General features: G+C 59.5%; 8 protein-coding genes. 3 read left to right on the forward strand and 5 right to left on the reverse strand.

Annotation, left to right across the window (positions count from 1 at the left end):
- The first annotated feature begins 4 nt into the window (after positions 1-4).
- From Mal15_RS23285 to Mal15_RS23295, 3 genes are all read left to right on the forward strand, one after another.
- Complete coding sequence (locus Mal15_RS23285) at positions 5-1141, forward strand: sodium ion-translocating decarboxylase subunit beta (protein ID WP_167547005.1); 1137 nt, start codon at positions 5-7, stop codon at positions 1139-1141.
- Positions 1142-1403: 262 nt separating this feature from the next.
- Complete coding sequence (locus Mal15_RS23290) at positions 1404-1994, forward strand: RNA polymerase sigma factor (protein WP_147869958.1); 591 nt, start codon at positions 1404-1406, stop codon at positions 1992-1994.
- Positions 1995-2021: 27 nt separating this feature from the next.
- Entirely contained in the window at positions 2022-5273 is a 3252-nt protein-coding gene (locus Mal15_RS23295) for a WD40 repeat domain-containing serine/threonine protein kinase (RefSeq protein ID WP_147869959.1), read from the forward strand.
- A gap of 163 nt (positions 5274-5436) precedes the next feature.
- Here Mal15_RS23295 and Mal15_RS23300 read toward each other — a convergent pair whose 3' ends face one another.
- The 5 genes from Mal15_RS23300 to Mal15_RS23320 form a co-directional block, all read right to left on the reverse strand.
- Positions 5437-6705, reverse strand: coding sequence for a hypothetical protein (locus Mal15_RS23300; protein ID WP_147869960.1), 1269 nt, complete (start codon positions 6703-6705; stop codon positions 5437-5439).
- 113 nt (positions 6706-6818) lie between these two features.
- Positions 6819-9236 carry a caspase family protein gene (locus Mal15_RS23305; RefSeq protein ID WP_233902976.1) on the reverse strand — a complete coding sequence of 806 codons (2418 nt, stop codon included), beginning with the start codon at positions 9234-9236 and terminating at the stop codon, positions 6819-6821.
- Position 9237: 1 nt separating this feature from the next.
- Positions 9238-10623 (reverse strand): hypothetical protein, encoded by a 1386-nt coding sequence (locus Mal15_RS23310; RefSeq protein WP_147869962.1) that lies wholly within the window; start codon positions 10621-10623, stop codon positions 9238-9240.
- Positions 10624-10647: 24 nt separating this feature from the next.
- Entirely contained in the window at positions 10648-12501 is a 1854-nt protein-coding gene (locus tag Mal15_RS23315; RefSeq protein WP_147869963.1) for a hypothetical protein, read from the reverse strand.
- Entirely contained in the window at positions 12498-13724 is a 1227-nt protein-coding gene (locus tag Mal15_RS23320) for a caspase family protein (protein ID WP_147869964.1), read from the reverse strand. Before Mal15_RS23320 ends, Mal15_RS23315 begins: the two co-directional genes overlap by 4 nt.
- Positions 13725-13730: the final 6 nt, after the last annotated feature.

Below are 13730 nucleotides of genomic sequence, written 5' to 3' on the forward strand. Positions count from 1 at the left end.
TGCCATGGAATACTTGAGCCAAAAAGTGGTCCAGCTTTACGAGACGACGGCCTTTGCGGGGCTCGAAGCAGGCAACGTGGTGATGATGGTGATCGCCCTGGGCTTCATCTACCTGGCCATCACCAAACGCTACGAACCCTTGCTGTTGATCCCGATCGGTTTCGGAATCATTGTCGGTAACATGCCGACCGAATCCGGTGTGCCGTTGGTGTTCGCCGAAGACAGCGTGCTGCGGTTCCTCTACTTTGGCGTCGAAAAAGAGATTTACCCGCCGTTGATCTTTTTGGGGATCGGCGCGATGACCGATTTTTCCACGATGCTGTCCAATCCGAAGCTGGTGCTGTTGGGCGCCGCGGCCCAGGTCGGCGTGTTCCTGACCTACCTGGGAGCGTTGTGTCTGGCGTTTACGCCGCAACAAGCCGGGGCGATCGGGATCATCGGCGGGGCCGACGGTCCGACCGCGATTTTCTTGGCGTCCAACCTGGCGCCCGAGTTATTGGGAGCCATCGCGATCGCGGCTTATTCCTACATGGCTCTGGTGCCGGTCATCCAGCCGCCGATCATGCGGCTGTTGACGACCAAAAATGAGCGTCTGATTCGGATGAAGCCCTCGCGCAAGGTCGCGCGTCAGGAACTGATCATGTTTCCGATCGTCGCGTTTCTGATCTGCACGCTGTTGGCACCCGGTTCGATCGTGCTGATGGGAATGTTGTTCTTCGGGAACCTTTTAAAAGAATGCACGGTTACGGATCGATTGTCGTTGACGGCGCGGACGGCGATGATCGACATCGTCACGATCTTGTTGGGCTTTTGTGTCGGTGCCAGCACGACCGCGCAGTACTTCCTGAAGGGTGAGTCGATCCTGATCTTTGTGCTCGGTGCCGCGTCGTTCGCCGTGGCAACCGGATGCGGCGTGTTGTTCGCCAAGTTCATGAACCTGTTCTTGAAGGAGAAGATCAACCCGCTGGTGGGCGCGGCCGGCGTGTCGGCGGTCCCTGGTTCGGCCCGCGTCGTGCAATTGGTCGGCCAGGAAGAAGACCCCGGGAACTATCTGTTGATGCATGCCATGGCTCCCAACGTCGCCGGCGTGATCGGTTCGGCGATCGCCGCCGGAGTGTTGTGGTCGCAGTTGGCGTCGTAGAAGGGGTGGGGGAAGGCAGAATGATACGGGGCAGAATGATGGGGCAAAACGATGGGGGCAAAACGATGGGGGCAAAACGATGGGGCTTGGGACGTATCTGCTTGGTTCATGACCGGCATCATCATCATTCTGCCTTCCCATCATTCTGCCAGTTCTTTCGGAGACGGGTTCCGTTGCCCAGCGCAGCGTTCGGCGATGGCAGCTGGCTTGAATCTGTTTTATAATCGGCGGGGCAACGTCGTCCCTACGAGAGTGTTTTTTCATGTCCGGCCCCACCTCCGTCAGCCTGCTTCAGCGGCTTCGTGATTCCGCCGACGAGGCGGCGTGGCAGCGATTTTGCGATCTTTATTCGCCGATCATTCGGGGCTGGTTGATCCGCCGCGGATTGAATCAAAACGATGCCGATGACGTGCAGCAGAGTGTGATGGAAAAGCTGGCGGAGAAGCTGCCCGCATTCGAGCACAACGGCAATACTGGTGCATTTCGGCTGTGGCTGAAGAACGTCGTCGCGAACCGGCTGACGGTCGCTTGGCGAGAAAAGCAACGCCTGGGACAGGGTGCCGGCAGCGAGCAGGTCGGCGAAATGGCCAAACAGCTTGCCGATCCGAACAGCCAGTTGAGCCAGTTGTGGGACCAGGAATACCAACAACGCCTTTGCGAACGGTTGCTTTCTCTGGCCGAACCCGATTTCTCGCCGCAAACGATGTCAGCGTTTCGGATGGTGTTCCTGGAAAACCGAAAGGCCAAGGAGGTCGGCGAGGAACTCGGGTTGACCGCCAACGCCGTGCGAATCGCTCAGTCCAGAGTGCTGAGCCGGTTGCGAGAGTTGGGCGAAGGGCTTTTGGACGACTAGCGATGCCACCGGTTTCGGCAGACTTGCATGATTCATCCTGACGACGCAGTCCTGCAACGATTCAAGTCGGGGCGTCTCTCATCCGGCGAGATCGATGATCTGGAAAAGCATCTGGCTGAGTGCGACGCCTGCGGACAGCGTATCGACGATCTGGAGGTGCAGCCGGATCCGTTGGTGCGTTTATTGTACGAGGGGCTGGACGAAACGATTGTTCGCCCAATCCCAGATCAATCCGCCCCTGATCCTTCCGCGCCGAAGGGGCAACATTCACCGCCACCGATTCGGCATGGTTCCGCCGGCCCCGGCGGGCGCTCGGCGGACCCGACGCGGATTCCGCACTATCAAGATCATCACATGTTGGGACACGGCGGGATGGGGGTCGTGTACCGGGCCTTTGACCCAAGAGTCCGACGCCAGGTGGCGTTGAAAGTGATCGCGCCGCAGCGTGAATGGCGGCCCGAGGATCGTTCGCGGTTTCAAGTCGAAGCGGCCGCCGCGGCGCACCTGCAGCACGCCAACATCGTGCAGATCTTTGAATTCGGTGAGGCGGATGGGATCTTGTATTGCGCGTTCGAATTCGTTGCCGGCGGCACATTGGCCGAACGCATGCGTCGCCGACCGCTTTCGCCGATCGAAACGGCACGGCTGTTGGCAACGATCGCCGACGCCGTCCACTATGCCCACAAACGGTCCGTTTTGCATCGCGATTTGAAGCCCGACAACATCTTGATCACCGAAAACGGGACTCCGAAAATCGCGGACTTCGGGTTGGCCAAACGTTTGGATGATGCCGAGTCGAAGACGATCACCGGGGTTCCGATGGGCACCCCGGCGTACATGTCACCCGAGCAAGCCGAAGGGTCCACGCAATTGACGCCTGCGACGGACATCTACTCCCTGGGCGCGATCATGTACCACTGCTTGGTCGGGCAACCGGTGTTCCAAGGTAGCGTGCTGACCGTGCTGGAAAAAGTTCGCAGCACCGAACCGGTCCGGCCGAACGCCTTGAAGCCTGGAATCGACCGCGATCTCGAAGCGATCTGTCTGCGTTGTCTGCAAAAGGAACCCGGGCGACGGTTCGCGACGGCCGCCGAGTTGTCCGACGACCTGCGGCGATTTGTGGCCGGCCTGCCGGTTCAATCACGTGTGCCGTCACTTTGGGATCGCTGGCGCAAGAGCGCAAAACGTAACCCGCTGGCCACGACCTTCGGATCGCTGTTTATCGTCTCGTTGCTGATCGCGCTGCCGATCGTCGTCGGACTGAACATCGTTCTCCGCCGGCAACAATCCGAGTTGCAGCAGAAACAATCCGCGCTCGAAGAGACGCTGGACCAAAGCCATCGATCCGCGTTCGCGCTGCAACTCAGACGTGCCGCCGATCTCGCTCCTCAAGATCCGACCAAAGCGATCGTGTATCTGGAGGATAAATCGATCTGTCGGCCCGAGCTGCGCAGTGTCTTTTGGCACGTCTTGAAGCGTTACTGCGATCAGAAACGGACCGTGTTTTCCGAGGCGAGGGATGTTACCGCGATGGCGGTCTCGCCCGATTCCTCCATTGCCGTCTTCGGCACCTCGCAGGGCAAGCTTATCGTTCAACCGCTCGACGCCCCGGCGGATGCCAAACCGATCGACGCTCATACCGAAGCGGTGACTTGCATCCGCTTTCACCCCGACGGCAAATGGATAGGGACTTCCGGACAAGACGATGTCGCGTCGGTTTGGGCGACGGATTCGTGGCAGAAAGTCCGAACGCTCGATGCGAGCGAGTCGTCGGTCGCCGTGGGGGATACCAATGCGATTGAGTTCTTGGGCAACGACCAGTTTTTGACGGCACACAGCGACGGCGCGATCCGCCGGTGGCCGGCTGCGGGCTCTGCGACGACAGTGCACAGGGGCACAGAGAACGGTTCGCTGATCGGCATGTCAATCAATGCCGATGAAAGTCTGGTCGCGAGCTGTGCCCGGGAGCCGACGGGGGAAATCCGAGTGCGTGCGATCCCGGGCTGGCAGGAAGCTGGTGTGACGATGTCGGAGGACGCCAATGCACTGGCGTTTCACCCTTGGCAACCGGCCGTGTTGGTCTCCACCGGAGCACGTCGGATGGTGCGTCAATGGTCGGTTTCCGACAGCGGGATTAGCGTCACCCGAGAACTAGAGGGCGCGTTTTCCGAGAAAGGCAGTTGTATCGCTTTCTCTTCCGACGGCAGCTTGCTGGCCGCGGGGAGCTATGACCAGACCGTTCGCGTTTGGGATTTCGAATCCGGACGCATGTTGTTTGTCGCGCAGTGTGGAGCCGAGGTGCTGTCGTTGGCCTTTGAGGATTCCGATCGGTTGTGGGTGGGGCGACGCAATCAAGCGACCGAAGTTTGGGATCTAAACCGGTCGATGGAGCCGCCTTACCTGGTCGCCGACGCCGATCCATCGGATCGTGTGATCGGACGGCTCGTTTTTGATTCCGCCACGGAGCAATTGGTGTCGTCTGATTTGGCCGGCCAGATCGCCCGCTGGGATCCGCAAACCGGTCGCCGTCTGCAGGTCTGGAACTCACCCGGCGGTGATTCCATCAATGCGATGGATGTCGATCACGAAGGGCTGATTGCTTGGGCCTCGGGCGAATCGGTTTTCACCTGCCGATCGACCGAGGCCTTGCCCGACGCGATGCCATTGACCGACGAGGAACTGTCGACCGAGTCGATCGCCGCGACGCCCGAAGGGATCGCCGTCGCCACGACCGATTATCGATTGATGATGTTGCGTTCCGGGCAGCGCAGCCCCGTCTGGCAAACCGAGCTTGCACTGCTCGATTTGCGCTATTGCAAAACCGCGAATCGGTTGTTTGGCCTGGTCGATCGCTATGGGATCGATGATCAATCGGAAGTTTGGATCGGTGATCCGAAAACGGGCGTCGGGCATTCGATCGAGTTTCCGTTTCCCGTTGTCGCCATGGCCGTCTCCGATGACGCCACACAGATTGCCGTGGCGAACGACTCGGGGCAATTGATCTTGTCGGATTTCGACGGCAACGTGATCTCGCGTTCCACGTCAGAGCAAAACACGTACATCACGTCACTGGCCTTTGTCGACCGAAGCCACACATTGGTCTCGTCGGAAGAACCGGGGCGACTGCGGTTTTGGGATCCACGGACCCGGCCGACGATGACACAGCGAGGGTCGATCCCCGTGTCCGGCAAAGCACCGACGGCGATCGCGGCCGATGACGCCGGATCACGGTTGTTCGTCGGTTGCGAGGACGGATCGATTCGCGCGCTGGAGTACTAGGCAGAAACAGTGTGAGCGTTGGTGTCTAGCCTTTCGGCGACTAGCTCAGGACGATCGTGTTTGTGAGTACGATGGCCCTTCCGGGCCGTCGTCCGTGGGACTCGATGCGACGACCTAGAAAGGACGTCGTACAACCATCCGCTGATCGCATCTCTCCCAGTGATTACCTGTCGCCGGGTTGGTAATAATGCAAGACGCAGGACAGAATGGGCGTCGGGTCCCAGGGGATCGGGTCGACCAGGCGGACGCGTTGGGTGGTGGCGCGCGATCCAGCCTGGATGACGCCGCGGGTGACGTACTTGTCCGGCGTGATCGTGGCGGATTCGCTGTCCGCTTGGCCGATCGCCAGGCTTTGAAGTTCAGGGGCGATCGCATCTTCCGGTTCGCCCTGCTGGAAAACCGTGATCGAGATCGTGCCGACATCCGCGCCGTAAACCGATTCCAGTTCACGCGATCGTGCGGCCGAGGCGATCTGGAACGCGTCGGCTTGGCCGTCATCTTTCTGAAACCCTTTGATCATGATGGCGGGGTCGCCTTTGTGTAGCACGTACTTGGGACCCGCGAAATCGACCAGGCGTTTTCGCCACAACACGTTCTCGCCGTTGACTTTGACGACCGCCGCAAAGGTTCTGTCGGATTGGTCCAGACGTTTCAATTTCAGCCAAACGTGTTGGCCTTGTCGCGGTTCGGGCAGCACGGCCATACCATCGACGATCCGCGGCGGCACGGGGTTTCCGTCATAGAACACTTCAAAGGAGATCAGCGGATTGCGTTTCGCAGGATGGTTGCGTTCGGGATCACGGAGCGTTTCCAGGGCGTTCAAATGCACCTGGTCGGCCGATCCGCTGTCACGAATGTGGTAGGGCACGCCCAACTGATTCAGAATGCACATCTTGGTGTTGGCGTCAAAATCGTCCAGCGAATACAGGGGGCGCTGGCGGCGATCGTGGACCGATTGCAGGATCACACGGACGCTGGCCAAGTCTTGCCGAACGACGATGCGGCCGGTCACGAACGTGTCCACCTTGACCGGTTGCCCATCGGGTAAGCGATAGTTTGCCGCGAACAACCGTTGCCGTCCGGCTTCGGAACGGTGATTCGCCCCGGCCGTTTTGCTGGCCACATCGCTGGCGTTTTCGACGATCTGCAAGTTGCCATCGGAGGAGTACCGTCGCAAGGCGGTTTCCAACCAGTCGCCGCATTCGCTGCTGAGCGTATCGTCGCCGCGGACCGACCTCCGGTGCTGGTCGCGAACCTCGAACTTCAAGACGCCGACGACTCGCGATCCCTGTTGTTGCAGTTCGCGGGCGACCGACGCCGCCTTGTCGTTGATCTCGCTGATCAGATTTCCGGCCCGATCCGCCCGGCACGGGACGCTCCAGAGCGTCGCGAGCAAACCGATCAGAATTCGTGAGAAGTGTTGGGTTGCCATTTCATTTCCAAAAGCGTGTGTCCATTACGACGCCCCCCAATGGCGGCGACGTTCTCTTGCTGGACAACGTGGCGTTGTCCAACGAGTGAAAGACAGACGCAACGCGAATCGTTTCAGGAATCTGTGGACTTTTTGTTTTCTTTTTCGTCCTCCGAGTCGCGGTCGAACAACCAGGGCAATTCGGCGATTCGGATCGGCGTCGCTTTGACGGGGCCGAGGTGCCCGTTGTTTTCCAGCTTCTTGCGTTTCTGCTCCATCTTGACCTGTTCACGATGCCCCGATTCGTACTTGACCGCCTGGCCGGACCAGCCTTGAACGCGGTGGATGTAGTTGGAAGGCATCTGGACATAGCTGCCGCCACGGCGGACGTAGCCCGCCGGAATCCGGGCCTTGCCGGCAGCGACCGACGCAATCGACGCCGGAATGTCCGCGTAGTAAGCGGCTGTGTCCGCCATCCGTCGCGGGTAGTTGGGAATGCCGAACGAAGGGACGTAGACTCCGGGAATCGAATTCAACAGCCCAGACGCCCTGGACATCCCGGAGTTGAACTGGTCGATCCCCTGGCCGAGATTTCGGCCGGCGGCGCGAATCTGCTGTCCCGGTACCCTCAGTGGTACAGCGATTTGCTCGAGCCCGCGTGCCGGGAGTTCCAGATTATCAGCCAACTGAGACATTTGATTGGCCGCGTAATCAAACCGATTGGCGACCCCGGAGACGCTTGCGCCCATCGGTCGCATCACGGTGCTGGGCGTGTAGACGTCGACGGCGTCGGGCAGCCAGTGGACCAGGTCGCGGCTGATCCAATAGGGACCGATCGGTTCATCGTTGAGCGAATCAAAACGCAACCATTGCTGGCCATCGACATCACGGACGTCAACGATTTTGATTTTGGATTCGCGCGCGATCGTGGCCGCCGGACCGCTTCCCGGTTCGCCGAACACCTCCACTCGTGTCACGTCGGTCTCACGTTTGATTTTCGGGACGGGAACCCCATTGGCGTCGACCAGGCGATTCCCCTGGTCATCGCTGACGAAGTGTCGGTTCAAACTCTGGTCATCGGAAACGACGAACAAGTTAAAGTTCTCATCGCCACGATTGAATCCGTCCAATGCTTCGGCGAACAGGCCGGCTTGTCGATAGGTGATGCCACGAGCCAAGTGCGCGAGCCGACAGTCGGCGTTGATTTCCAACGCCGCCCGGATTCGATTTCCTAGCAAGTAGTTCAGATACCCGCGCTGTGTATTTTGCAACCGTGCGAACTCTTCGTCCGATCGATCGACGGAGATTTGTTGTCGAAACAAGGCTTCGGACATTCGCAGGTTAACAAGCATGTCATCGGCGATCTGATCGGCCGAGCGTCTTGCTTCGGCTTGCATGTCGCCGGTGGTCAGCGTGCGGCGTGCGACCAAGTTACTGACCGTGGCCAGTTCGAACGGCGGTGCCAGTCCGAACAGTTCTGGCGTTTGGCGGATGGGTCGGGTTCCCGGTTTTGTCTCGAAGGCGTCGACCGTTTCGCTTGTCTTGACAAACGCATAGGTGAACAATTCGAACAGTCCGACCCGTCCGTCATGATCGCCCAACAGGTCGGCGGCGCCTTCCAAACCCTGTGCCAAATAGTAGGTGAAGACGGGGTGCCGTTCGCCCTGGACGATCTCATTGCTGATCCACGATCGTTGGCCTTCGCTGCAACTGCTGAGAATCCAGACATCATCGGCGACGTCTTCGATCGTGGAAAGCGACGACACCAGTCCGCGATACTGGTCCGACGCGGCGTTTCGGCAGGCATCGACGACGATCAATTTGTTTTCCGCGGCACAGTTGGCGGGTTTGGCGAAGACGTTGGCCAGGGCGTTGATCGAAATCAGACCGGCGGCATCCGGGTTGGGGTCGGCCAGAGAGTCGTCGTTGGTGTCTTGCGCGCAGTAGTAGCTCTTACCCTCGTGCGTGATGCCGTGGCCGATAAAGAAGATCGTTGCGACGCCGGCATCGGCTCGGGAAAGGAACTCGAAGAACTGTTTTTCGATGTTCACGCTGGTCGGACGCAGCGATTCGGATTGCGCATCGTCGTAGATCAACGTGATGTCGTCTTCGTTGTAACCACCCCGGCGGAGCGCCGCGGCGATCAGTTCGGCGTCGCGGTTGGTTCCTGAGAGCGAGGGCAGTTCGCCGGCCTGGGAATAGTCCCGCGTGGCGACGATCAACGCAGAATACTTCGTGGGGGCCGCCGATTGAGATGGCTGATTTGTGGCGCCGGTCGTCCCACGCCCCGACGACGCCGGAGACGTCGATGCGGTCGTTCCCTGCCGATTGATCGTTTGTGACGGCGTCACGGGGCGACTGGTCGTCTGCGGTCGATAGGAACTCGGACGCGGCTGCGCGTTGGACATCGCTTGCTGGGCGATCCCCCGCGCGATCCCTTGCCACTGGGCATCGGCCGGAACGTGGGGCAGTGCGACAATGCAGCTGAACGCAAAGGTGAAGGTAATTATTCGCATGACTTCGTTTCCGATGGATGTGGTGGGGCGAGTCATCTTATTCTTCTGACGCATTGGTACCGAGTGTCCCGGCGGGCGATTGGATCCTGACCAGTTGGTTCTTCAGGTATTCACTGGGAACGACTTGCGAGCTGGCCCCGCGGAAATCGCTCGTCCGCACAAATCCATCCGGGGGCAGGCTCACATCGGCAAAACGCAACGTTCCGCCATCGACCACGGGACGGCGAACCGATTCGACCTCCAGCCAGGTGCCTTGTCTGCGGTCGATCCGGACCACCGTCCCGATCTCCAAGGTTGCCACGGGAACGGGATTCAACGCGACATAGAACCGGGTGGGTTTTTCGATGATCAATTGCCACGATCGCTCAGGTTTGACCGATGGGGCAAAGACCGCGTCAAACCCTCGGTACAAGACGTCGGCCGAGAGCAGGGAGTCGTCGATCGACGCTTCGATTTGGTCGTCGCGGCAGAGCCGTTTGGCTCGGTCAAGAAGATTGATTGCCGCCTTTGCATCGAGTTCCAAGTGCAAGGCTTGCATGGCCTCGGCGGCCAGACGCCGTGCCTGCAGGTTCAGTTGATCGGCATAGCGTGTTTGTTCCGGCGACGTCACCAGAAACAGACTTTCATTGCCGGACAGTTTGCCGGCGATCCGAGGAGCCGAAACACGGGCATCGGCGGCAAAGTCCGATGCATAACGCGTCAATTCCTGCGCCGAGACGGTTCCGCTGCGATCCCGATCGGCGTGTGAGTCAAGGCCGTCGAACAAGGACCAACTGAACGCGGTCAATGTCACTTTGCCACGAGTGATCAATTTGCCTTCGCGACCCACGGCGATCACTTGACCGGCCGCAGGGACCGGCAACGCGCGGCCGAATCTGGCCGCCGCTTCCTCCGGAATCCCCACGCCGTGGCTATGCCCATCGATCAGGATCATTTGTTGGGTGTCGGTGATGTCCGCCAGATTGCGAACCAACGCCGCAACGTCGATCGCTTCGCCGGCGATGCTTCCGTCGGCAGCCAGTTCGGTCGCGTAACTTGCCAGATAATCCGCTCCGCCGGAATGAATGCCGTACGACTGGGCGATCAGCACCACAATGTCCCCCGGGGAAACCGACAAGATCGCATCTTCGATCGCGTCGTCGAGGCCTTTTTGGGTCGCTGCGGGGCCGGTCAGGATCCGCATCTGCTGACGCTGGAAACCACAGCGTTCCAGCTGTCGCGGAAGTCCCTTGGCGGCGAGAGCATGGTAGGTCGCGCCCGGCAGCGATGGGTATTGCCCCGGTGCAAAGACGATCGCATGGCGGGTTTGTGCCTGGACCGCTGTGCCATCAAACCCGGCGACGATGGCCGCCAATGTGATGATGATCCACGCACAAAAGGTGGGACGCCCAAAGAGACGCTTTAATGGAGTGTTGAAATGCATGATGCTGGAAACGATGAAACGACCTCAAAACCCATAGTCAATATAAACGATATCCGACGGTTCATCCTGGGGAGCTTGTTCGCCTTGGTAGGGAGCGATCGGTGCCTCGATTCGTTGCCCCAGTTCGGTCGCGAACTGGGGAATCGCCCCCATCGACGACCTGGATTTGGCAACCGGTTTGTAGATCGCGGCGGTGATCACGCCGGTGTCCAAGTTGTCGTAGGCGTCGTCGTCCAATTGGTCGGTGACCCGAAACCCGTACGCGACCGCTTGGCCGCTGCCGCTGTCGACGTCATTGTAAAATCCCTTGAAGGTATGAATCGCGTTCTTAGCCACGTACCAACATCTCGCCTCCGGCAGACTGACCAGGATGCCCGGGCGTCGCTCGGTGCTGCTGCCGAACGAGTTGTCATAGGGTCGCTCGGGAATCGTGTTTTTTCCATCGACCAACAACCGCAGAAAAAACGCCTCACCGCCTTGGTTGTCGACGACGATCTCGTAGCTGGTGTTCGGATCCACGCGGACCGACATGCGAGAATCCTGGTTGATGTACTCGTGGTCGACACGTTTTCCGTCGACCGCCAGGTAGATGCGGGGTCGAAAGGACGGATCGGTCATCGGATGCACGGCCAGCGAGTCATCATTCAGACCTTCCAGACGCGACATCGCAATCCGCTGGCGCGGGGAAACCATGTCCGAGTGTCCGGGCTTCAGCCGGATCGAATCGACATCCAATTGCAGTGCCCGTTGCGGTTTCCCGTGTGAGAGTGTGACCAGTCGCAGTTGCAGCCCGTGAATTCCGGTGAAGTCTGCGCCCGATGGAACGAGACCGCCGATCCGTCCGAACACGACCACGCCGCGGTCTTGGGATTCAGGTAGCAGTGCCTGGGAAACCTCTCCGGCGCGACGGACGATTTCGCGGGTGCGGATTCGCGAGGTTCGAAGGGTTTCGATCACCTCACGTTCTTCCGGACAGGCATCGAGATGATGCTTGTAAACAAGGTGGCGCCGGACACGGTCGGACAAGTAGCGTCCCAGCTGGCTGGACCGAACCTCGTTCCCGGCCGCCAATAGAAACGGCAGCACGACGACATGATCGATCGAAGCGTGATGGCAATATCGCGCAACTTCGTCGGCGATGTCTTCCAACGCGTGTTCCAGGTCGGCGGTCTGGTATCGAATCACCGTTCGGTTGTCGGACGATGTCGGCGATGCGACGCTGAGAATCCTTTCCGGGCTTCCAGACTCGGCGACGAAAAACCGTACGAGTTCGCCGACCGACAGTTCCCCGTTCCCGTCTGCATCGGGCAGTCGCAGCGAAGTGGTGGCGCGGTGGAGCGTTTCCATCGCCGACCGACCCACGTCTTGATCGTCGCCTGAGGTTAGTGGTGCAACAAAATCGATCGGTACAGCAGATCGAGAAACCAACGTGGACAAACAGGTGTAAAGCTCTGCCGCATCGGTGTCGGATTTCAGGTCGCCCACAATGATCACATGTTTCGGTGGCGGATCGACGCGATTGAGCAAGCGGACGATTTCGCCCAGCGAGACGGTGGTTCCTGTTTGATCGGTGTGGAGATGGCAGTCTGCCTCGCTGATCGCCACGTGGCCTCGGACATAAATTACGAATCGTTCGGCCGACATCGCTTGTCGAGCTAGTCGTCGCGGCACGGATTCTCGAACGACGGAAAAACCACAGCGGCTGAAGGAACGGACGAGCGATACACTTAAATCGTCCGCCGCGGCGTCGCGATCGGCTGCATCGATCAGGCACAAACGCAAGTCGTCGGCCAGGCAGCCGCGGAACGCACCGCCGCCACTTAGGAAGGTGGCGACGATGCAACAAGCCAGAAACTTTGACGCGGCTGACCGGATCATCGTGCAACCCTCGGATAATCGGCGATCAGCACTTCGCGTCGGATCTCGTATTGCCGAAGATCCGATGAAAGTTCGCGGCGTCCTCGGTTTTCGATCAGGTACTCGGTCAGCAAGATCGCGGTGTCCAGATCCGCCAACGCTGTCTCCAGGTGTTCGCTTCGTTTCGATTTTTCATAAAAATGCAGATGGGCCTTCGCCTTCCAAGCACAAATCTCGGGATCCCAAGGTTTCAGTTTCATCGCATTCTCAAGTTCTACGATCGCGTCTTCGGGCCGGAGTAGCTTAATCAGGCGCGAGGCTTTTTCGAGCGAGGACGTGATCGCTTGGGAATCGGAATCATGGTCGACCGAAGCGATCACCGTTTGGTGCTCCGATGCCGGGGCGATCAGGTCGGGCTGTTGTGGATGACGCACACCTTTTCGCAATGCGAACAGGTCGAGCGTTGACGCGACCATTTCGCTGACGAACTGGTGAAGTTCCCCAACCTGGATTTGTCCGTCTCGCCGGCCATCGATTTCTTGGTCGGCCCATCCGCTCAGTCCGACACACATCCAAAACGTCACCAGTCCGTGTCGTCGTTGTGGCCATTCGATACTGGACTGCTCGCTGCGGCAGCTGGCAAACGTGATCAACCCGCCGGGGTTTCCAAGTTGCCGGGCGATATCGCCGCCGGTGGGCTGAGACCGCAACTCCTCTCGGTCGTCGGTTTTCGATCCGGCGTGGCAGCTGTCCAGGATCAGTATTTTGCGTCGGATGTGATCGCAGTGGGCCAACAACTCGCGGACCAGGGCGATCGGGATGCAGGTTTGTTTCTCCAAGCCGGGAATAAAATCGCCGGGGGCAAGGAACAGACTGCCGTCGTCGGGATGAATCAAACCGTGCCCGGCGAAAAAAACCAGCAGCGAGTCGTAGTTGCCATTGTTGGCCAGATGCAATTCGTCTCGCAGGGCGCCGAGCACCTTGGCAAAATCGGGTTGGTCCCGCGGCGAACCCTGCTGCGTCATCACGTAGACGCTGTCACATCGGCAATGCGTTTGCAGCGTCTCCTTGAGCAATCGGACGTCCGAACCGGCGTAATTCAAACCGGTTGATCGATAGTAATCGTCCACGCCGATCAGGATCGCGTGCAAGCGCCCTGTCGATTCGATTGGTTGTTGGGCCGACGTCACGACCGGCAGCAACGCCGGTAGCAGTGCGAGAAACAGCGGGTGGATTCGAAGCATGATGGG

This window comes from Stieleria maiorica (assembly GCF_008035925.1).
GTDB classification, from domain to species: domain Bacteria; phylum Planctomycetota; class Planctomycetia; order Pirellulales; family Pirellulaceae; genus Stieleria; species Stieleria maiorica.

Coding starts and splice junctions, on each gene's coding strand:
- Mal15_RS23285 (WP_167547005.1), top strand. CDS start 5: ATGGAATACTTGAGCCAAAAAGTGGTCCAGCTTTACGAGACGACGGCC.
- Mal15_RS23290 (WP_147869958.1), top strand. CDS start 1,404: ATGTCCGGCCCCACCTCCGTCAGCCTGCTTCAGCGGCTTCGTGATTCC.
- Mal15_RS23295 (WP_147869959.1), top strand. CDS start 2,022: ATGATTCATCCTGACGACGCAGTCCTGCAACGATTCAAGTCGGGGCGT.
- Mal15_RS23300 (WP_147869960.1), bottom strand. CDS start 6,705: ATGGCAACCCAACACTTCTCACGAATTCTGATCGGTTTGCTCGCGACG.
- Mal15_RS23305 (WP_233902976.1), bottom strand. CDS start 9,236: ATGACTCGCCCCACCACATCCATCGGAAACGAAGTCATGCGAATAATT.
- Mal15_RS23310 (WP_147869962.1), bottom strand. CDS start 10,623: ATGCATTTCAACACTCCATTAAAGCGTCTCTTTGGGCGTCCCACCTTT.
- Mal15_RS23315 (WP_147869963.1), bottom strand. CDS start 12,501: ATGATCCGGTCAGCCGCGTCAAAGTTTCTGGCTTGTTGCATCGTCGCC.
- Mal15_RS23320 (WP_147869964.1), bottom strand. CDS start 13,724: ATGCTTCGAATCCACCCGCTGTTTCTCGCACTGCTACCGGCGTTGCTG.